Source organism: Paraburkholderia sp. BR14320 (assembly GCF_040948665.1).
Classification (GTDB): domain Bacteria; phylum Pseudomonadota; class Gammaproteobacteria; order Burkholderiales; family Burkholderiaceae; genus Paraburkholderia; species Paraburkholderia youngii.
The window spans coordinates 84043-104145 of sequence record NZ_JBFPKG010000006.1; the positions used below are offsets into that span (position 1 = coordinate 84043).

General features: G+C 64.5%; 12 protein-coding genes. 7 read left to right on the forward strand and 5 right to left on the reverse strand.

Annotation, left to right across the window (positions count from 1 at the left end):
* Positions 1–7: 7 nt before the first annotated feature.
* The 7 genes from AB3X89_RS08455 to AB3X89_RS08485 all read left to right on the forward strand — a co-directional run bounded on the left by AB3X89_RS08455 (position 8) and on the right by AB3X89_RS08485 (position 10449).
* Positions 8–1558: a TolC family protein gene (locus AB3X89_RS08455; RefSeq protein ID WP_368582752.1), complete on the forward strand. Its 1551-nt coding sequence runs from the start codon at positions 8–10 to the stop codon at positions 1556–1558.
* Entirely contained in the window at positions 1555–2691 is a 1137-nt protein-coding gene (locus tag AB3X89_RS08460) for an HlyD family secretion protein (protein WP_368582753.1), read from the forward strand. Before AB3X89_RS08455 ends, AB3X89_RS08460 begins: the two co-directional genes overlap by 4 nt.
* Positions 2692–2698: 7 nt before the next feature.
* Complete coding sequence (locus AB3X89_RS08465) at positions 2699–3712, forward strand: DUF2955 domain-containing protein (RefSeq protein WP_368582754.1); 1014 nt, start codon at positions 2699–2701, stop codon at positions 3710–3712.
* 52 nt (positions 3713–3764) lie between these two features.
* Positions 3765–4145, forward strand: coding sequence for a potassium channel family protein (locus AB3X89_RS08470; RefSeq protein WP_368582755.1), 381 nt, complete (start codon positions 3765–3767; stop codon positions 4143–4145).
* Positions 4146–4269: 124 nt separating this feature from the next.
* Positions 4270–6960 carry an AAA family ATPase gene (locus tag AB3X89_RS08475; RefSeq protein WP_368582756.1) on the forward strand — a complete coding sequence of 897 codons (2691 nt, stop codon included), beginning with the start codon at positions 4270–4272 and terminating at the stop codon, positions 6958–6960.
* 220 nt (positions 6961–7180) lie between these two features.
* A complete protein-coding gene (locus AB3X89_RS08480) occupies positions 7181–8917 on the forward strand; it encodes a SulP family inorganic anion transporter (protein WP_368582757.1) in 1737 nt (578 codons plus the stop codon).
* A gap of 77 nt (positions 8918–8994) precedes the next feature.
* Entirely contained in the window at positions 8995–10449 is a 1455-nt protein-coding gene (locus tag AB3X89_RS08485; protein WP_368582758.1) for a DUF2252 domain-containing protein, read from the forward strand.
* 39 nt (positions 10450–10488) lie between these two features.
* On the opposite strand, the gene AB3X89_RS08490 is transcribed toward AB3X89_RS08485, so the two are convergent.
* From AB3X89_RS08490 to AB3X89_RS08510, 5 genes are all read right to left on the reverse strand, one after another.
* Positions 10489–10956, reverse strand: a complete 468-nt coding sequence (locus AB3X89_RS08490; RefSeq protein ID WP_368582759.1) for an SgcJ/EcaC family oxidoreductase — start codon at positions 10954–10956, stop codon at positions 10489–10491.
* Between the two features lie 117 nt (positions 10957–11073).
* Positions 11074–13170 carry a glycogen debranching protein GlgX gene (glgX, locus tag AB3X89_RS08495; RefSeq protein ID WP_368582761.1) on the reverse strand — a complete coding sequence of 699 codons (2097 nt, stop codon included), beginning with the start codon at positions 13168–13170 and terminating at the stop codon, positions 11074–11076.
* Positions 13160–15655, reverse strand: a complete 2496-nt coding sequence (locus AB3X89_RS08500; protein WP_368582762.1) for a glycogen/starch/alpha-glucan phosphorylase — start codon at positions 15653–15655, stop codon at positions 13160–13162. Before AB3X89_RS08500 ends, glgX begins: the two co-directional genes overlap by 11 nt.
* Positions 15656–15942: 287 nt before the next feature.
* Positions 15943–16902, reverse strand: coding sequence for an SOS response-associated peptidase family protein (locus AB3X89_RS08505; RefSeq protein ID WP_368582763.1), 960 nt, complete (start codon positions 16900–16902; stop codon positions 15943–15945).
* A gap of 48 nt (positions 16903–16950) precedes the next feature.
* On the reverse strand, positions 16951–20100 hold the full coding sequence (locus AB3X89_RS08510) for an error-prone DNA polymerase (protein ID WP_368582764.1): 3150 nt from the start codon (positions 20098–20100) through the stop codon (positions 16951–16953).
* Positions 20101–20103 lie beyond the last annotated feature (3 nt).

Consider the following 20103-nt stretch of genomic DNA (forward strand, 5'->3'; position numbering starts at 1 on the left):
TGGCTCCGTGTCACCGTTCACGCGTCCGTACGGGATCGCAGCGCTCTTGGGGGCGCTCGGCCTGGGCGGATGCATGCGGGTGGGTCCGGACTTCAAGCCGCAGCATGAAGCGTGGAGCGAGCACTGGAGTAGTGCGTCGATCACGCAGGTCACGCAGCAAAGCGCACAGCCCGACGTGCGCCAATGGTGGCTGATTTTCGGCGACCAGAATCTCGAACGTCTGATTGCGGAAGCCGACGCGAACAACGGCGACCTGAAGATCGCCGGACTGCGCGTGCTCGAGGCGCGCGCGCAGCTCGGCATCGCGCTCGCGGGACGCTATCCGCAGGTGCAGCAGGCGAGTGCCGATGTACTCGCGTCGGCGCGCAAGCGCTCGGGGGGCTCCAATCCGCGCTCGGGTCTCTTCGTGCAGTACGGCGCGGGTTTCGCGATCGGCTGGGAGCTGGATTTCTGGGGGCGTTTCAGCCGCGCGATCGAATCGGCCGACGCCGCGTTCTTCGCCGCGCAAGCGACCCGCGACGATGCGCTGGTTCTATTGCACGCCCAGGTCGCGGATACCTATTTCACGCTGCGGGTCGCACAGGCGCGGCTACGGATCGCGCGCGAGAACGCCCAGTTGCAAAAGCGCAGCTATGACATCGCTCAAAAGCTCTTCAAGGCCGGCGAATCCGATGAGCTCGACTTCCAGCAGGCAAAGACGCAGTACCTCGGGACACTGAGCAGCATCCCCGACCTCGAAAGCCAGATCGTGCTGGCGCGTCATGCGCTGTCGGTGCTGATCGGACGAGCGCCGGGTCCGCTGCCGGAACTCGACGTGCAGGCGGGCAAGGAAGGCGTAGTGCCGCTGGTGGATCATGCGGTGTTGCAGGACGTGCCGGCCGATCTGCTGTTGCGCCGCCCGGACGTTCGCGCGGCCGAGTATCAGATGGCTTCGCAGTCGGCGCTGATCGGCGTGGCCAAAGCGGATCTGTACCCGTCGATATCGTTGCTCGGCACGCTCACGTGGACCGCCAGTTCGCTCGCGGGCGCACCGAGCACACTGCTCTTTGCCGCGGGCCCGAGCGTCACGTGGAACGTGTTCGATTACGGCAGGATCACGAACAACGTGCGTGTCCAGGACGCGCGGCTGCAAGAGTTGACGGTCGCTTATCAGAACACGGTGCGCGAGGCGGCGCGCGAGGCCGACGATGCCGCGACCGCGCTGATCGCCGCGTTGCAGCGCGACACCATTCTGAATGACGCGCAACGCGCGGCGCGGCGCTCGCTGACCCTCGCCAATACGATCTATCGGGAAGGGTATTCGGACTTCCAGCGGGTGCTCGATGCGCAGCGCGCGCTGTTCGCGCAGCAGGACGCGTACGTGGTCAATCGCAGCAATGCGCTCGGCAGTGTGATCGCGCTTTACAAGGCGCTCGGAGGCGGCTGGGAGACCGAACAGCCGCTCGTCGATGCGGCGACGCGCGCGCAGATGCGGCAACGCACGGATTGGGGCGACCTGCTCGACGAAACGGCGCGGACTTCCGGTACGCCGGCGCAGGCCGAAGGGGCGTCACGATGAGCGATACCCAGGATACCCGCGAGCCGCAAACCGCCGCTTCGCCGAAGTCGCCGACGCCTGCCGCGGACCCTTCGCGTAGGGCGGTCAAGGTGGTCGTCTGTCTGATCGTGCTGAGCCTGATCTGGTATCTGCTCGCCGACCGTTTCACGCCGTATACGCAGCAGGCGCGGATTCAGGCCTATGTCGTGCCCGTCGCCGCAGAGGTGTCGGGGCGCGTGACCCGGGTGTTCGTCCACAACAACCAGGATGTCAACGCGGGGGACGTGCTGTTCGAAGTCGATAGCGAGCCCTACCGCATTGCCGCCGACCGCGCGCGCGCCGATCTGGAGTCCACGCGCCGTCAGGTCGGGGCCAGCACGGCCGGTATCGAGTCGGCTCTCGCGGCGTTGCGGGCCGCCATCGCGAACGAGGTCAAGGCGCGCCAGGACAGCGACCGTCTCGAGCGGCTCTATCGTGAAGACGAGGGCACCGTTTCGCTGCGACGTCTCGAGGTCGCGCGGGCGACGCATGCACAGGCGCTAAGCCAGGTCGACGGAGCGCGTGCCGAGGTCGAGCGCGCGCGGGAGCAGCAGGGCGGACACGAGGCGGAAAACGCTCAGTTGCGCAGCGCCGCCAGCGCATTGGAGAAGGCCGAACTCGATCTCGCGAATGCGCGGGTCAGGGCCCGTTCGAGCGGCGTCGTAACCGATCTGCGCACGGAAGTCGGTCAGTTCGCGGCGGCGGGCAATCCGGTGATGACGCTGATCGCGATCCGCGACGTGTGGGTTAGCGCCGACATGACGGAGAACAATCTGGGTCATCTGAAACCCGGCACGCGTGTCGAGATCGCATTGGACGTGCTGCCCGGTGAAGTGTTCGACGGGCGGGTTCGCAGTGTCGGCTACGGCGTGAGCGTGGGACAGACCACGCCGGCCGGCAGCCTGCCCACCGTGCAGAATAGCCGCGACTGGCTGCGTCCCGCGCAACGCTTTCCGGTGATCGTCGAATTCGACGACAGCGAGCGCGCGCGCCTGCGCGATCTGCGGGTGGGCGGGCAGGCCGAAGTGATGGCGTTTCCGACCCAGGGCAATCCGCTCAATCCGCTGGGACACGCGTTCATCCGGCTGATGAGCTGGCTTTCTTATGTCTATTGAGAAGCCCATGCAGCTCGTGACCCAGCGCCTCGGTTATCGCGCGATACGTGTTGCGCTGGGAACGGCGATCGCTGTTGCGGTCAGCTTTGGACTCGATTTCCCGATCCCGGTCGTCGCGCCGGTATTCACGGTCTTTTTGCTGGCCACGCAGAATCGGCCGCTGTCGTTGAAGGCTGGCGTGATTCTGTCGCTGGTCGTCGCATCGACCACCGGCAGCGGCTTGCTGCTGGTTCCGTTGCTGCGTCACTACGCGCTGGCCGGCGTGATGATCGTCGGCCTGATGTTGTTCTTCGCGTTTCGTTATGGCTTGCGCGGCGGCAACAATCTCGTCGCCACTTTTCTGGTCGCGGGACTGACGATGATTTCCGCCGCGGGCACGGCCGACTTCGAGCTGGCATTGACGGTCGTCGGCGCGCTGGCGAAGGGGCTGCTGCTGGCCGTGCTGGTGTCGACGCTCACGCACAGCCTGTTTCCCGAGCGCATGGATGCACGAGAACAGCCCGCCGCGGCAGCGATGGCGCAGGACAAGGCGGCCTATATCGCGCTGCGTGCCGCGCTCGTCGTGATGCCGGCCTATCTGCTCGCGATGACCGATCCGGCGAATTACATGCCGATCATCATGAAGTCCGTCAGCCTCGGCAGACAAACCTGCACGACCTCGGCTCGCGGCGCCGCACGCGATCTGATCGGCTCTACGTTGCTCGGCGGTCTGCTTGCCATCGCCTTCTGGTTTGCGCTGAGGCTGTTCGTGCATCTGTGGATGTTTTTTCTGTGGATGCTGCTGTTCGGTCTGCTGGTGGGGCGCAAACTCTACGGCCTGCAACCGACGCGTTGCTCGCCGGGATTCTGGCTGAACAGTCTCGTGACGATGATCATTCTGCTCGGGCAATCGGTGCAGGACAGCGTGGCGGGCAAGGATGTCTACACCGCGTTTGCCGTGCGAATGGGGCTCTTTCTGGCCGTCACGGTCTACGCATGTTTGATGCTTCTGCTTTTCGAGCAACACCGCCGTGTGCAGTGAGGCGGTGCGTCATGCCGCAAAGCCGGCCCGGTGATCGCAACAGGAGCGTGCAATGGGAAATGCGACAGGCGAAGGCGCGGGCCGACCCCGGGCCGGCGAGATCCTGAAGGAAATGGCGATCACCGTGTGGTATCTGCGAGCGATTCTGATCGGCCTGCTTCTGCTATTCGTGCTGCTGACCATCGGCATGTACTACTGGGGCGCGCCTGTCGAGACCGCGAACCGCACACCGTCGCCGCTGGGCGAAACCGTGTACTTCTGTGCGATCACGGCGCTTACTATCGGGTACGGCGACGTGGTGCCCACTTCGTCGTTTGGCCGGATCGACGCCGCATGCCTCGGGCTGATCGGCGTGGTCTTCACCGGCTTGATCGTGGCCGCCGCTGTGCGCGGGGTGCAGGAGGCTGCGCATCGGGCGCAAAGGATCGGATAGCGAGGTAAGGTATCGCGTGCGGGCGGAGTCCGGCCGTGCGATGTCGAGGTCGCCGTCGCCGGGAAGACGGGCTGGCGCGCGGAATGCTTCCCTCGAAGTCTTGACGCAATGGAGACGACACACAATGGCACGCTTGCTTTGCGATATCTGCGGTGTCCGGCCGGCGACGGTGCGGCTTGCGGTACTTCAGAACAACCAGCGTCAGGTGCTCGACGTCTGTGATTTTCACTACGCGCAACTGACCCGCCATCAACGCTCTATTTCGCCGCTGGAAGCGCTGTTTCGCGCGCAGGCATCGGCCCAGGAGCCGTCCGCTGCCGATCCGTATGCCGCGCAGCAGCCCGTCGAAGGCGGCGAGGCGTTCAGCATCGAGCGGCATTTCAGCGATGTCGCGATGGAGATGCTGCAGCGCGCCGCTGAAACCGCGGCACAGTTCGGCCGTCGCGAGGTCGATACCGAACACCTGCTGTACGTGCTCGCCGACCATGCGGCCGTCGAAGCGATCCTCGCTTCGCTCGGTGTGAAGGGGAGCGATTTGCGCGCGTATATCGATGCGAACGCGGAGAAGCGCGAGCCCGCCGCACCGAGCCCGCGCGAGCCGATGGGCGTCTCGCCGCGGCTGAAGAGCGCGCTCGATCGCGCGTTCCTGGCGTCCCGCCAACTGGGCCACAGCTCGGTCGGCGCCGAACATCTGCTGATCGGTCTGGCCGAAGTGCCGGAGAGCTTTGCGGGGCAACTGCTGGGCCGGCTCGGGGTTCAGGCGCCGGCGCTGCGTCAGCAGACGCTGCGCGCGGCCGGCGTGCAGAAGCCAGCGGCGCCGCGCCAGCCGTCGCGCACGCCGCAGCTCGACAAGCACAGCCGGGACCTGACGGTACTGGCGCGCGAAGGCCGGCTCGACCCCGTGATCGGAAGGTCCAGCGAAATCGAAACGATGGTCGAAGTGCTCGCGCGCCGGCGCAAGAACAACCCGGTGCTGATCGGCGAGCCCGGCGTCGGCAAAACGGCGGTCGTCGAAGGGCTGGCACAGCGGATGGTCAACGGTGACGTGCCGGAGTCGCTGCGCAACAAGCGGCTCGTCGAGCTCAACGTGAATTCGATCGTCGCGGGCGCGAAGTACCGGGGTGAATTCGAGGAGCGCGTGAAGCAGGTGATCGACGAAGTGCTGGAAAACCAGGAATCGCTGGTGCTGTTCGTCGATGAAGTGCATACGATCGTCGGCGCGGGGCAGGGCGGCGGCGAAGGCGGTCTCGACATCGCCAACGTGTTCAAGCCGCCGATGGCGCGCGGCGAACTCAATCTGATCGGCGCAACGACGCTCGCCGAATATCAGAAGTACATCGAAAAGGATGCGGCGCTCGAGCGGCGCTTTCAGCCGGTGCTGATCGCCGAGCCGTCCGTCGTGCAGACCATCAACATTCTGCGCGGACTGCGCGACCGGCTCGAGGCGCATCACAAGGTGACGATCCAGGACGATGCGATCGTCGGCGCGGCGGAGTTGTCGGATCGCTATATCTCCGGGCGCTTTTTGCCCGACAAGGCAATCGACCTGATCGATCAGGCCGCGGCGCGTGTCAATCTGTCGTCGACGTCGCGTCCCGCCGCCGTGCTCGAACTCGAAGCGGAAATCGGTCAGTTGCGCCGCGAGCAGGACTATGCGGCATCGCGCAAGCAATTCGATCGCGCGCATGCGCTCGGCAGCGAGATCACCGCGAAGGAAGAGCAGCTGCGCGAGTCGACCGACGCGTGGAAGAAGAGCATCGGCACCCACACATCGCATGTGAGTATCGGGCAGGTCGCCGAAATCGTCGCGCGGCTCACCGGCATTCCCGTCGCGCAGTTGACGGCCGAGGAAAAGGAGCGGCTTCTGAATATGGAGCAGCGCTTGCATCAGCGCGTGATCGGCCAGGATGAAGCCGTCGTGGCCGTCAGCGATGCAGTGCGGCGCGCGCGTGCCGGCTTGCAGGCGCGGCACCGGCCCACGGCCGTGTTTCTGTTTCTGGGGCCGACCGGTGTCGGCAAGACCGAGCTGGCGAAAGCGCTCGCCGAAGTCGTGTTCGGCGACGAGGATGCGATGCTGCGCTTCGACATGAGCGAATACATGGAGCGTCATACCGTCGCGCGTCTGATCGGTTCGCCGCCCGGCTACGTCGGCTACGAAGAGGGCGGGCAGCTGACCGAACGCGTGCGGCGCAGACCGTACAGTGTGATCCTGCTCGACGAAATCGAAAAGGCGCATCCGGACGTGTACAACGTACTGCTGCAGGTTTTCGACGATGGACGCCTGACGGACGGCAAAGGTCGCGTCGTCGATTTCAGCAATACGCTGATCATCGCGACGAGCAATCTCGCGTCCGACGTGATCACCGGACAGAACCGCACGGGGCCGGGATTTTTCAGCCAGGCGGGTTCCGTCAGCGTGGAAAGCGGCGTGATGAACGTGCTGCGGCAGCATTTCAGGCCGGAGTTCCTGAACCGGATCGACGACATCATCGTGTTCAAGTCGCTGGGCCGCGACGAGACGCGTCAGATCGTGCGGATTCTGCTGGAGCAGGTGCGGCGCATTGCCAGCAGTCAGGACATCGAGCTGAGCTTCGACGACTCGCTCATCGACCATCTCGCGACCGAGGGCTACCGGCCCGAGTTCGGCGCGCGCGAACTGCGCCGGCAGATCCAGCAGCGCGTCGAGAATCCGTTAGCGAAGGCGCTGATCAATGGCGAAATCGGTGAAGGGATGCGGGTGGTTTGCCGCTACGATTCGCAGGAGCAGCGGGTGGCGTTCGAGCCGGTCTCCGAAGCAGGGGGGGCATCGTCGTAGAAGGCGATCGAAACGCTTACAGAGCCTCCTCGCTGGGGGCTCTCGGCTATTGACTACCGGCGCGAAAAGGGGGAGCTTGTCTGTTTGGTTCAGGTTCGCTGTTGTCTCGATCAGTTCGACTATCCGAGGTGACCATGTGGATCTTGCGTTTAGGGCCGGCCATCCTTAACCGGTCCAATACCTCCGTCGGCAAGGTCACGACCTGAGTGGAGGTGGACACATGAAACCAGCGGCTTCCACGCGCTCTCATCTGCATCACTCGCCGTTTCTGCAAGGGCTTTTGCCCTTCAATTCCTCTCAACTGCCGCGCGACATCATCGCCGGGCTCACGCTGGCGGCACTCGGCATACCCGAGGTGATGGGATACACGAAGATATCCGGCACGCCCACCGTCACGGGTCTTTATACGATCCTGTTGCCGCTGGTGGCGTTCGCGGTTCTGGGTGCTTCGCGTCAACTGGTAGTCGCGGCGGACTCCGCGACGGCCGCGATCCTCGCCGGTACGCTGACGAGCGTCGCTGCATTGGGCAGCAAGGAATACATCGGCCTGACGAGCACGGTGGCCCTGACGGTCGCCGTGATGCTGGTGATCGCGCGTATCTTCCGGCTCGGCTTTCTGGCCGACTTTCTTTCACGTAGCGCGTTGATCGGCTTTCTGACGGGGGTAGGCGTGCAGGTCGCGGCGGGGGAACTCGCCGGGCTGCTCGGGCTCGCGAAGCACGGGCATGGCCCCGTCATGCAACTGGTGAGCGTGGTGCAACGTGTGGCCGAGGCGAACTATCCGACCACGCTCCTTTCGCTTGTCGTGCTCGCGGTGATCATCGGCTGCAAGCGTCTCGCGCCGCATGCGCCCGGCGCGCTGATCGCCGTGATCGGCTCCATCGTGGCGAGCGGGGTCTTCAATTTCGCCGGGCATGGCATCGCGGTGACGGGCGAAGTGCCCGGCGGACTGCCGTCGCTGTTCGTGCCGCCGTTGCACATGAGCGAGATCAACCAGGTGCTGGCGACGGCCGCCTCGTGCTTCATCGTCATCATCGCGCAGAGCGCGGCGACCGCGCGTGCCTACGCGACCCGCAACAACGAGAAGGGCGACGATAACGCCGACATCATCGGACTCGCGGCGGCGAACGCGGCCGCCGCGTTCACCGGCACCTTCGTCGTGAACGGTAGTCCGACCAAGACCGAGATCATCGACGACGCGGGAGGACGCACCCAGCTCGCCCATCTGACTACAGCCGTGATCGTGCTGCTGGTGCTGCTGTTCCTCACGAGGCCGCTCAGCCTGATGCCGGCCGCCGTGCTGTCGGCAATCGTCTTCATGATCGGTGTGAAGCTGATCGACGTGAAGGGGATGGCCGAACTGTTTCGCATGCAGAAGGACGAATTCGTCGTTGCGTTGCTCGCGGCGGGCGTGGTCGTGTTCGTCGACGTGATGCACGGCATTCTCGCTGCCGTCGTGTTGTCGCTGATCGCGCATGCGCGGCATAGCTATCGGCTGCGCACGCGTGTGTTGACGCGCGGCCCCACCGGCCACTGGATTCCCCATCACGTCGAGCCGAACCTGCTCGCGGCACCCGGCATCGTCATCTACCGGTTCGAAGCGGATCTGTTCTATGCGAACACGGGGCGCTTCACCGAGGAAGTGCTGAAACTCGTCAACGAGGCGAGCGTTCCGTTGCGCTGGGTCGTGATCGACGCAACCGAGATCAGCAATATCGACTACACGGCAGGCAAGACCTTGCTCCAGCTAGGTGCGGAACTCGACCAGCGCGGCCTGGGTATCGCCGTGGTCGCGGTGCCGGCTGGCGTGCGGCACGAACTCGAGCGGTACAAGGCGCTGCGGGTGAGCGGCGCGCATCGCGAGATCTTCGAGACGGTCGATGCGGCGATCGACGCACTGCGCGATCTGTCGCCGCCCGCGTGGGCGGCTGCACCGGACGCCGACAAGCCGCGATGAAGCAAAGCGAGCGAAGGCGAGTGAAGGAAGTGAGATGACAAGGCCGCTTGATCCCCGATCCGAAAAAGGAGTGACGCGTGTCCGATTCCGCTGCTGAGAAGTCCATCCAACCCGCCATGGATCACGCCGATCCGAAGACGCTGGCGGCGCAGGAAGATCCGTCCATGCTGTTCGCCGGGCGTGGCTCGCTGGCCGCGCGCATGGAGCAGGGCAAGGCGGCGCGCAAGAAGGCGCCGCGCGCGCAGCTGGGAATCTGCAAGATCGTCGATCGCGATCCGATCGCTCTGCTCGATGCGTCCAATGTGGGCCGGGTGCCGGAGCTGATACCGATCCGCTACGGTCGGATGGTCGCGAGTCCGTTCGCGTTCTATCGGGGTGCCGCGCCGCTGATGGCGCACGACCTGTCGAAGCTCCCGCATTCCAACGTGACCGTGCAATTGGGCGGCGACGCGCATCTCGCAAATTTCGGGCTTTTCGCGAGCCCGGAACGGCGCATTCTTTTCGGCCCCAACGACTTCGACGAAACCCTGCCGGGTCCGTTCGACTGGGACGTGCGCAGGCTCGCCGCTTCGTTCGTGATTGCCGCGCGCGAACGCGGCTTTGCGATGCGCGACCAGCGCGCGGTGGTACGCCGGCTCTGCGAGACCTTCCGGCAACGGCTCGCCGGATTGAGCAGCATGGACACGCTCGACGTCTGGTATTGCCAGTTCAAGGCAGCGAGCATGCTGGCGATTGCCGATTCGGTGGAGGAAAGGCGGAAAGAACTGGCGGTCATCGAAAAGGCGAGGCAGCAGTCATCACGTTCGGTGCTGACTCACGCGACCGAGCTTGTCAACGGCAAGCTGCGCATCAAGGACTCGCCCCCGCTCGTGTACCACGTGCCGCTCGAGAGCAAGCACGACCAGAAACAGTACCAAACGCTGGTACGGCGCTTCTTCGCCGACTATCGGCTGACGCTTCCCGATGACAGGCGCGCACTATTCGATCGCTATGAACTGGTGGATATCGCCATTCGCGTGGTGGGCATCGGCTCGGTGGGAACGCGTTGCTACGAGACGCTCTTCATGGCCGACGGAGAATGCCCGCTGTTCCTGCAACTGAAGGAGGCACGGGCTTCCGTGCTGGAGGAGTATCTGGGGCCCAGCCGCTATGCCAATCACGGCCAGCGCGTGGTGAACGGGCAGCGTCTGCTGCAGTCGGCCAGCGACATTTTCCTCGGCTGGTCGAAGATGCATCACACCGGCAACGACTTCTATGTGCGGCAATTGCGCGACATGAAGGGCGCGTTCGATTTCACCACGTTCGACGTCGAAGATCTGGGCGAATACGCGGTGTCCTGCGCTCACGCGCTGGCGCATTCGATGGCGAAAGCAGGCGACCCCGCATTGCTCAGCGGATATGTCGGCAAGTCGGACGCATTCGACGAAGCCGTCGTGCAATTCGCGCTCGCTTATGCCGAACAGAATGAGGCGGACTGGACGGTTCTGAAAGCGGCAGTCAAGGCGGGACGTATTCAGGTCGTTCGTGAGTGAGGTTCAAGTCCCAGCCTGATTTTTTCTCAACCACATCGCCTAATTGCCTTCCGGCATTTTCGACGAATGATGGCTGGTAATCAGCCACTTGTGCCCATTCCACACGTAGGTGAACGTATAGCGCGCCTTGACGACGGAACCGTCCGCGAACTTGAACGTATAGAGCCCCGAGTCGATCGCCGTATTGCATTCGATCATGATGTCGCGGAAGTCGATCGTGCCGACCGGTTTGTTTTCGAGGAAGTGTTTGAAATAGTCGAGCTTTTCGTCGGCGGTCAAACGCGGCTTGTTCGAGACGGTCGGCAACAGGATCGAGTTCGGCGCGTAGTTCGCCACGACCTTCTGCGGGTCGCCGGTCTTCAGCGAGTCGTTCCAGCGATCGAACAGTGCGGAAATCTGCTTCTCCGACGCGGGATGGCACGCTTCGGACCTCGCGAATGCGCTGCCGTGCACCACGACCGCGACCGTCGCGAGGATGACGGACGGCCCATATACGCTGATTTTCATGATGCCCTTCGCGATGGGTGGCCGGTGGGTTGTTCCGCCAGTAGATCGAAATCGCGCGCCGCATATCCGCCACAGCATCGACATTAGAGGACAACCGACCGGGTAATTTGGATAACTTCAGCTCGCTTCTTCCAGGACTACGACACTGCGCGCTTCCACGCGACATTGCTCGCTTTCGATGGCGCCCTGCTGCGCAGCTTCCACGATGTCATCGGGACTATCGCGCGCGGTATCGACGATACGCCGCCAGTGCCGCGCGTCTGGCGCGGGCAACTCGACCGTGCGCGCGCGATCGCTCATGTTGAACACCATGTGCAGTGCCGGCTCGCCCGGTTTTTCGCCGCCCAGCGTGACGGCGAGAAGCCGCGCGCCGGCATCGTGCCAGCCGGGCTCGTTCAGGCGCTCGCCATGCCATGCGACATCCGGCCGGGTTTGCCCGGGCGATGGCCGGCCGGTCAGGAAATTTTGCCGGCGCAAATTTGCGTGGCGCATGTGCAGCGCAATCAATTCACGCACGAAGCGCGACATGGCCGAGCCGGCTTCATTGGGTGTCCAGTCGAACCAGCTGAGCGCGTTGTCCTGACAATAGGCGTTGTTGTTGCCGCGCTGGCTGCGCAGCACCTCGTCGCCGGCGAGCATCATCGGCACGCCCTGGCTCAGGAACAGGATGGCCATCAGGTTGCGCGCCTGGCGCAGCCGCAGTGCGAGAATCGTCGGGTCGGAGGTCTCGCCTTCGGCCCCGCAGTTCCACGACAGGTTATTGGAGTTGCCGTCGCGATTCGCGTCGCCATTGACCTCGTTGAGTTTCGTCTCGTAGCTCACCAGATCGATCAGCGTGAAACCGTCGTGGCAGGTGACGAAGTTGATGCTGTTGTCGGGCAGCCTGCCGTCGTCCGCATACAGGTCCGAGCTGCCCGCGATGCAGGTGGCGACTTCCCCGATGAGGCCCGGGTCACCGCGCACGAAACGGCGAATCACGTCCCGATAGCGGCCGTTCCACTCGGCCCACGCCATGCCGGGAAAGGCGCCGACCTGGTACATGCCGGCGGCGTCCCACGCTTCCGCGATCAACGGCACGCGCGCGAGCACACGCGAAGACTCCATCGCCCAGGGCAGCGGTGGATCGGCCATCAGCTCGCCGTGCTGGTCGCGCGCGAACACACTCGCCAGATCGAACCGGAAACCGTCGACGCCCAGCTCCTCCACCCAGTATTCGAGGCAGTGAACGATGAACGCCGTCACCAGCGGGTGGTTGCAATTGACCGTGTTCCCGCAGCCGGTGTAATCCCGATAGCGACGCCGGTCGGCCTCGTCGAGGTGGTAGAAGATATCGTTGACGAGGCCCTTGAAGTTGATGACGGGTCCCGTCTCGCCCGCTTCCGCCGTATGGTTGAACACGACGTCGAGCAGCACCCCGATGCCCGCGGCGTGCATCGCGTCGGTGAGCGCGCGAAATTCCTGCGGCGCGCGCGCGGGGTCCAGGCAGTAGCGAGGATGCGGGCTGTAGAAGCTATGCGTGCTGTAGCCCCAGTAGTTGATCAGGCCGAGGGCTGCCGCCCCGGGCGGAACGTCCTGCTCGTCGAAGGCCATCACCGGCAGCAGCTCGACGTGGGTCACGCCGAGTTGCGCGAGATACGGAATCTTCTCGATCAGGCCGGCGAAGGTGCCGGGATGCTGGACGCCGCTCGACGGATGTCGCGTGAAGCCGCCCACGTGCAGCTCGTAGATGATCGCGTTGTCGAGTCCGCGCGAGATCCGGTTGGGGGGCGCGCGCAGCGGTTCCGTCACGATCGCGCGGTGCGTGGCGTGCGCGTTGGGGTTCGGGTCGCCGGCCGGACGCCGTGTCCACAGAACGTCGCTGACCGCGCGGGCATACGGATCGAGGAGCTCGCGCTCGGGATCGAACGCGGAGCCGCCGGACTGCGTATCGCGCGGACCATCCACTCGCCACGTGTAGTGCGTGCCGAACGGCAGCCCTTCCACCATCACATGCCAGAAGAAGAAGGTTCGATTCTCATCGGTACAGAGAGGGACGATCTGAAACGGCTCCGGGCTGTCGGCGGCCTCGTACAGCAATAGCTCGACGCGCGTCGCGTAGCGGCAGAAGATGCAGAAATTGATGCCCCCGGGCACCACGCTGACACCCGTCGGAAACCGCGAGCCGGGGCGAACCGCATGAGCACGCAGCAATGCCGTTTCAGGGTCATTGGTCAAGGGTGATCCTTATCGGGCAGATCCTCCAGATCTTCTTGCAGTATTCGCCGATGGCCCGGTCGGAGGAGAACTTGCCCGAGCGCGCGGTGTTCAGGATCGACATGCGGGTCCAGCGCTGCGTGTCCTGCCAGGCGGCGCTGACGTCGTCCTGACGCGCCACGTAGGCGGCGTAATCGGCGAGCACGAGAAACGGGTCCGAGTGCAGCAGATTGTCGACGAGCGGGCGGAACATCTCGCGGTCGCCGCGCGAGAAATGACCGTCGGCGATCAGTTGCAGCACTTCGCCCAGTTCCGCGTTGTCCTTCACGTAGTCCGCGGGGTGATAACCCGCGCGCTTCACGCCTGCCACTTCGTCGGCGGTCAGGCCGAACAGGAAGAAGTTTTCGTCGCCGACTTCTTCGCGGATTTCGACGTTGGCGCCGTCGAGCGTGCCGATCGTGAGCGCGCCGTTCATCATGAACTTCATGTTGCCGGTACCAGACGCCTCCTTGCCGGCCGTCGAAATCTGCTCGGACAGATCGGCGGCGGGGTAGATGAAGTGGGCATTCTTCACGTTGAAGTCCGGATAGAACACGACCTTCAGCCGGCCGTTCACGACCGGGTCGTTATTCACGACTTCGGCGATGCCGTTGATCAAACGGATGATCAGCTTGGCCATCACATAGCCGGGCGCGGCCTTGCCGCCGAAGACGAAGCAGCGCGGCGTCAGCGCGAGTTGCGGATCGCGCAGCAGGCGCCGGTACAGTGTGACGATCAGCAACGCGTTCAGATGTTGCCGCTTGTATTCGTGGATGCGCTTGACCTGCACGTCGAACAGCGCGGCCGTGTCGACGCCGATGCCGGTGACGCGGCGGATATGCTCGGCGAGCACCTCCTTGTTCGACTGCTTCACGCTGCGCCAACGCTGCTGGAACGCGGCGTCGTCGGCATAGGCTTCGAGCTTGCGCAAACGCGAAAGATCCGTGACCCAGCCAGCGCCGATGGTCTCGTCGAGCAGCCGCGCGAGCCCCGGATTGCAAAGCAGCAGGAAGCGGCGCGGCGTGACGCCGTTGGTGACGTTGTGAAAGCGCTCGGGCCACAATTCGGCGAAGTCCCGCAGCACGGTCTGCTTGAGCAGCCCGGAATGCAGTTCGGCCACGCCGTTGATCGCGTGGGCGCCGACCGTCGCGAGATGCGCCATGCGCACGAGCTTGTCTCCGCGCTCGTCGATCAGCGACATGCGTGCGATGCGCGCTTCATCGCCCGGAAAGCGTTGCCGGACTTCGTCGAGGAAACGCCGGTTGATCTCGTAGATGATTTCGAGCAGGCGCGGCAGCAGGTTGCGCATCAGCGGCAGCCCCCAGGTTTCGAGCGCTTCGGGCAGCAGCGTGTGATTGGTGTACGCGAGCGCGCGCCGCGTGATGTCCCAGGCCTCGTCCCACGGCAGCTCCTTGTCGTCCACCAGCAGACGCATCAGCTCGGCGACCGCGATCGACGGATGCGTATCGTTCAGCTGCACGTTGAACAGATCCGCGAAGTGTCCGAGCGGTTCGCCCTTGATTTCGAGCAGCCGCAGCATGTCCTGCAGCGAGCACGACACGAAGAAATATTGCTGCGCGAGACGCAGGCGCTTGCCGATCTCGGGCTCGTCGTTCGGATACAGCACCTTCGATAGCGTCTCGGAGATCACCTTTTCGTTGACGGCCTCGTAATAGTCGCCGGCGTTGAAGTCCTGCAGGTCGAACGACTCGACCGCCTCGCTTTTCCACAGCCGCAAGGTGTTGCAGGTGTTCACGCGATAGCCGGGCATCGGGATGTCGCACGCTACGCCTTTGACTTGCCGCGTGGGGGTCCAGCGCACACGCAGATGCCCGCGTGCATCGGTCTCGTTGTGCGTGCTGCCGCCGAAACCGACGTAGTACGCCACCTCGGCGCGCACGATCTCCCACGGATTGCCTCTTTGCAGCCACTTGTCGGTGGTTTCGACCTGCCAGCCGTCGCGAATCTGCTGGTCGAAGATGCCGAACTCGTAGCGGATGCCATAGCCGATGGCCGGGATTTCCAGCGTCGCGAGCGAATCCAGATAGCAGGCCGCGAGCCGGCCCAGCCCGCCATTGCCGAGCCCCGGCTCCTCCTCGATCTCGAGCAGCGTATCCAGGTCGACGCCGAGCGAGGCCAGCGCTTCACGCGCGTTGGCCTCGATGTCGAGGTTGGCGAGGTTGTTGCCGAGTTGCGGGCCGATCAGGAATTCGGCGGAAAGGTAGCAGGCTACGCGCGCATCGTTGACGGCGTAGGTCTGGACGGAGGCGGCCCAGCGCGCCAGCATGCGGTCGCGCACACTGTAGGCGAGCGCCATGTACCAGTCGTGCGGCGAAGCGATGGCGGGATAGCGGCCGAGCAGACACAGCAGATTGTCGAGCACGCCGCGCTGCAGCGCGGCGGCGCTCAGGCCGGTGCGCGCCGCATCCGTGCTTTGCGGCGTGGTCGTGGTGGGAGCATCGTCCATGGAGCTTTCCCCGGTGCGTGCTGCGCGTGAGGTTCAGAAGGGCCGGACCCAGTCGGCGACCCCGGCGCGGTCCGTGGCGTGGGATGCGCATGGTGCAGGCGTGTCGGGCGCGCTGCGCAGGCGCTTCGATGATTGACGAAGTCCGGATCGCACCTGTAAGCGAACTTCTACGTCCGGGCATTTTTTGCCAGCCGACGAAGATTCATAACGCAGAATATGTTACTGCGCGAAGATTGCAAGGATGATCCGGCACCGTATTGCGCGGCCTGGAAAACCGCATGTTGTATTCAGGCCGCGATCCGATGTTCGTAGAACGGCCGGTCCCGATCGTCGAGAATCGCGTACAGCGCTGCCAGATCGTGCGGATCGGGATTCAACCACGCGTCGATATGCTCGGGCTTGATCGGAATGATGCAGCGATCATGGCCGGCGGCGGCAACCTCGGGCGGCGGATCATCGGTGATGGCGGCGAAGGACAATAGATCGGGCTCGCCTTTGCCGCTCCAGCGTGACCATAGGCATGCGACCAGCATGTCGTGGGGCGGATTGGGACTGAACTCCAGCCGGACGTTTTCATCTTTGTCGCCGGGCGCCAGTTCACGGCCTTCCATCCGCGCGCGCGATACGTTCTCATAGAACGAACTGGCCAGCACGAGTCCGTGCGAGTAGCCGAATAGTGTTTTCCAGAAACCTTCGAGACTGTCCCGACGAGCGTTGTAGGTGCCCGGATAGCGGGTGTCGTACGATGCGGGCTTGCCGGCGAGGCGGCACTGATAGCGCATCGGTTTGACGACGCGCTGGCCGTTTTCCATCACCAGTACCGGCGCGTAGTAGCCTGGAAAGATGCGCGAGTCGGCTGCTTTGGGATCGACCCGGCGGAGGTCGTCGAGGCGTTCGAGCGTGCGGTCGATCTTGTCTTTGGCGATCCGTTGGCTCTCGGTCGCCGCTTTGGTGACTTTGGTCTGCAAGGAGCGCTCGGCATCGGCGAAGCGGGTGCGCTGTTTGAACAGTTCCTGTTCGAGCTTTGCGGTCTGCTGCGACCGGAAGCGTTCGATCAGCGCCCAGACTTCCCGTTCCGCGTCGGACTGCGGTTCCGAGAAGGCGTCTTCCATCGCTTTGGGAATCCTGGCCTGATTGTCCTCAGCGCGTTCGAAGAAAAGCCGCGCGAATTCCTCGATGCTCATCTGCGCGCCGAACATGCGGACGTAGCGCCGGTAGTCCGCCAGAATTTGAGCCGAATAGCACATGGATGCCCTCCGTTTGCTGTTCCGATGATACGCATTCGCGCGCTTGCGTCAGCAGAAGTTTCTGCTCGTCGTTTGCAACTTGCCCAGCAGATGGGACATATCGACGAGCCGCTGCGCGACGAGGTGCCGGACTTCTCCCTGACACTGCCACGTGCCGTACACGGCGAGCAGCGTGGCGCCCAACGCTTCCTTGCGCTGTTTTTCGAGCAGGCCCGGCCAGATGATCACGTTGACGTTGCCCGTCTCGTCTTCGAGCGTGACGAATACGACGCCCTTGGCCGTGCCAGGTCGCTGACGCACCGTCACCAGTCCACAGGCGCGCGCGAGGCGGCCGTCGCGATAGGTCCGCAGCGTCGAGGCCGGCATCAGCCGGTTCGCGAGCAATTGCGGCCTGAGCAGCTCCAGCGGATGGCGGTTCAGCGTCAGGCCGAGCGAGCGGTAGTCGGCGACGATGTCGTGCGCTTCGCTCGGTGTGCCCAGTTCGGGCGTTTCGTCCTGAGTCGCGGCGGCCGCGAGCATATCCTTGTCCGGCACCGCGGCGACCGACTGCCACAGCGCTTCGCGGCGGTTTCCCGCGAGCGCTGCCAACGCATTCGCATCCGCGAGCGCATGCAGGTCTTTGCGGTCGAGCTGCGCGCGGCGCGCGAGATCGTTGACGCTCGCGAACGGACGAACCGCGCGCGCGTTCTCGATCCGTTCGGCGGCGCCGTCCTTCATGCCGCGCAGCAGCGAAAGACCGAGCCGCACGGCAGGGCGCGCCGCCCCCGCACGGTGTTCGAGCGACGAATCCCAGCCGCTCACCGTCACGTCGACCGGCAATACCGTGACGCCGTGCCGCTGCGCATCCTGCACCAGTTGCGATGGCGAATAGAAGCCCATTGGCTGGCTGTTCAGCATCGCGGCGAGAAAGGCTTCGGGTTCGTGACACTTGAGCCAGCTGCTCGCATAGACGAGCAGTGCGAAACTGGCCGCGTGACTTTCGGGGAAGCCATATTCACCGAAGCCCTTGATCTGCTCGAAGATCGCCTCGGCAAAGGCCTCATCGTAGCCGCGCTCCTGCATGCCGAGCACGATGCGGTCATAGTATTTTTCGAGCCCGCCTTTGCGTTTCCACGCGGCCATCGCGCGCCGCAGCTGATCGGCTTCGCCGGCGGTGAAGCCGGCCGCGAGAATCGCCACCTGCATCACCTGCTCCTGGAAGATCGGCACGCCGAGCGTGCGGCCCAGCGCTGTTTTCAACGCGTCGCTCGGATAGGTGACGGGCTCGAAGCCCTGGCGGCGCTGCAGGTACGGATGCACGGCGCCGCCCTGAATCGGACCCGGCCGCACGATCGCGACTTCGATGACGAGGTCGTAGAACGTCTTCGGCCGCATGCGCGGCAGCATGCTCATCTGCGCGCGCGATTCGATCTGGAATACGCCGACCGTATCGGCGGCTGAAATCATCGCGTAGGTCGCCGGATCTTCAGACGGAATGTCCTGCATTTCGAAGCGTTCGCCGCGCTGTTCCGACACGAGGTCGAGCGTGCGCCGGATCGCGGACAGCATGCCGAGCGCGAGCACGTCGACCTTCAGCAAGCCCAATGATTCGAGGTCGTCCTTGTCCCACTCGATCACCGAGCGCTCGGCCATCGCCGCGTTTTCCACCGGCACGAGCCGCGTGAGCTTGCCGCGGCTGATCACGAAGCCGCCCGAATGCTGCGACAGATGGCGCGGAAAATTCAGCAGCTGCGAGGCGAGCTTCGCCCAGGCCTGAATCAGCGGCTTGTCCGGATCGAGGCCGGATTCCGCGAAGCGCGCGAGCAGATCCTGGCGGCCATCGAACCAGTGATGCGACTTCGCGACCGCATCGACGATCTGCGGATCGACGCCGAGCGCCTTGCCCGTTTCCCGCAGCGCGCCACGCGGACGATAGGTCGACACCGCCGCCGCGATCGCCGCCCGGTCGCGGCCGTACTTGCGATAGATGTACTGGATCACTTCTTCGCGCCGCTGGTGCTCGAAGTCGACGTCGATATCGGGCGGCTCGCCGCGCTCCTTGCTGATGAAGCGCTCGAACAGCATGTTGCCGCGCGCGGGGTCCACTTCGGTCACGCCGAGGCAGTAGCAGACCGCCGAGTTCGCGGCCGAGCCGCGCCCCTGACACAGAATGTGCTGACTGCGCGCGAAGCGGACGATGTCGTAGACGGTCAGGAAATACGGCTCGTACTGCAAGTCCGCGATCAGTTCGAGTTCGTGCTCGATCTGCTGCTGCACGGGATGCGGAATCCCCGCCGGAAAACGCCGCTGCGCGCCGATATAGGTCTCCTGGCGAAGATACGAGGCCGGCGTATGGCCGGCCGGCACCAGCTCGTCGGGATACTCGTAGCGCAGCTCGTCGAGCGAAAACGTGCAGCGGCTCGTGATGTCGACCGTCGCGGCGAGCGCGTCTTCCGGGTACAGGTTGGCGAGCCGCAACCGCGAGCGCAGATGCTGCTCGGCGTTCGGCGCGAGATCGTAGCCGCACTCATGGACCGGCTTGCCGACCCGGATCGCGGTCATCGTGTCTTGCAGCGGCTTGCGCGAGCGCACGTGCATCACGACTTCGCCGAGTGCGACGACGGGCACGTCGCGGCTCTTCGCGACGAATTCGACCGCGCCGCGATGCATGTCGTCCATCGCGCGTTGATGCAGCACGAGGCCGACCCATGCGCGGCCGGTGAAGGTTTCGTCGAGCCATTCGACCTGTGCGTCGAGCGCGTCTTCGCTGGCCGGGAAATCCGGCACCAGAATCGCGAGGCAGTCGGGCATGCCGAGCAGGTGGCGATATTCCTTCTCCGGCCGCGACAGATCCTGCGGCGTGAGCCGGTATTCGCCCTTGGGCGCGCGCATGCGCGCGAGCGTGATCAGCTCCGACAGATTGCCGTAGCCGTTGCGGTTGCGGGCGAGCAGGATCAGGCCGAAGGCCGGCGAACCATCGGCATTGACGAGCCGGAAATACGAACCGACGATGAACGGCAGCTTCGCTTCCTTCGCCGCGACATGCGCGCGCACGACTCCCGCGAGCGAGCATTCGTCGGTGATCGCGAGCGCGGAGTAGCCGAGTTGCGCTGCACGCTCGGCCAGTTCCTCGGCGTGCGACGCGCCGCGCAAAAACGTGAAGTTGGAAAAGCAGAACAGCTCGGCATATGCCGGCAGCATCGTGAAGGTGGTGTCCATGGC

What these genes read in the sequence shown, in the direction of transcription:
- AB3X89_RS08460 (WP_368582753.1), top strand. Translation starts at nt 1,555, where the DNA reads ATGAGCGATACCCAGGATACCCGCGAGCCGCAAACCGCCGCTTCGCCG.
- AB3X89_RS08465 (WP_368582754.1), top strand. Translation starts at nt 2,699, where the DNA reads ATGCAGCTCGTGACCCAGCGCCTCGGTTATCGCGCGATACGTGTTGCG.
- AB3X89_RS08470 (WP_368582755.1), top strand. Translation starts at nt 3,765, where the DNA reads ATGGGAAATGCGACAGGCGAAGGCGCGGGCCGACCCCGGGCCGGCGAG.
- AB3X89_RS08475 (WP_368582756.1), top strand. Translation starts at nt 4,270, where the DNA reads ATGGCACGCTTGCTTTGCGATATCTGCGGTGTCCGGCCGGCGACGGTG.
- AB3X89_RS08480 (WP_368582757.1), top strand. Translation starts at nt 7,181, where the DNA reads ATGAAACCAGCGGCTTCCACGCGCTCTCATCTGCATCACTCGCCGTTT.
- AB3X89_RS08490 (WP_368582759.1), bottom strand. Translation starts at nt 10,956, where the DNA reads ATGAAAATCAGCGTATATGGGCCGTCCGTCATCCTCGCGACGGTCGCG.
- AB3X89_RS08500 (WP_368582762.1), bottom strand. Translation starts at nt 15,655, where the DNA reads ATGGACGATGCTCCCACCACGACCACGCCGCAAAGCACGGATGCGGCG.
- AB3X89_RS08505 (WP_368582763.1), bottom strand. Translation starts at nt 16,902, where the DNA reads ATGTGCTATTCGGCTCAAATTCTGGCGGACTACCGGCGCTACGTCCGC.
- AB3X89_RS08510 (WP_368582764.1), bottom strand. Translation starts at nt 20,100, where the DNA reads ATGGACACCACCTTCACGATGCTGCCGGCATATGCCGAGCTGTTCTGC.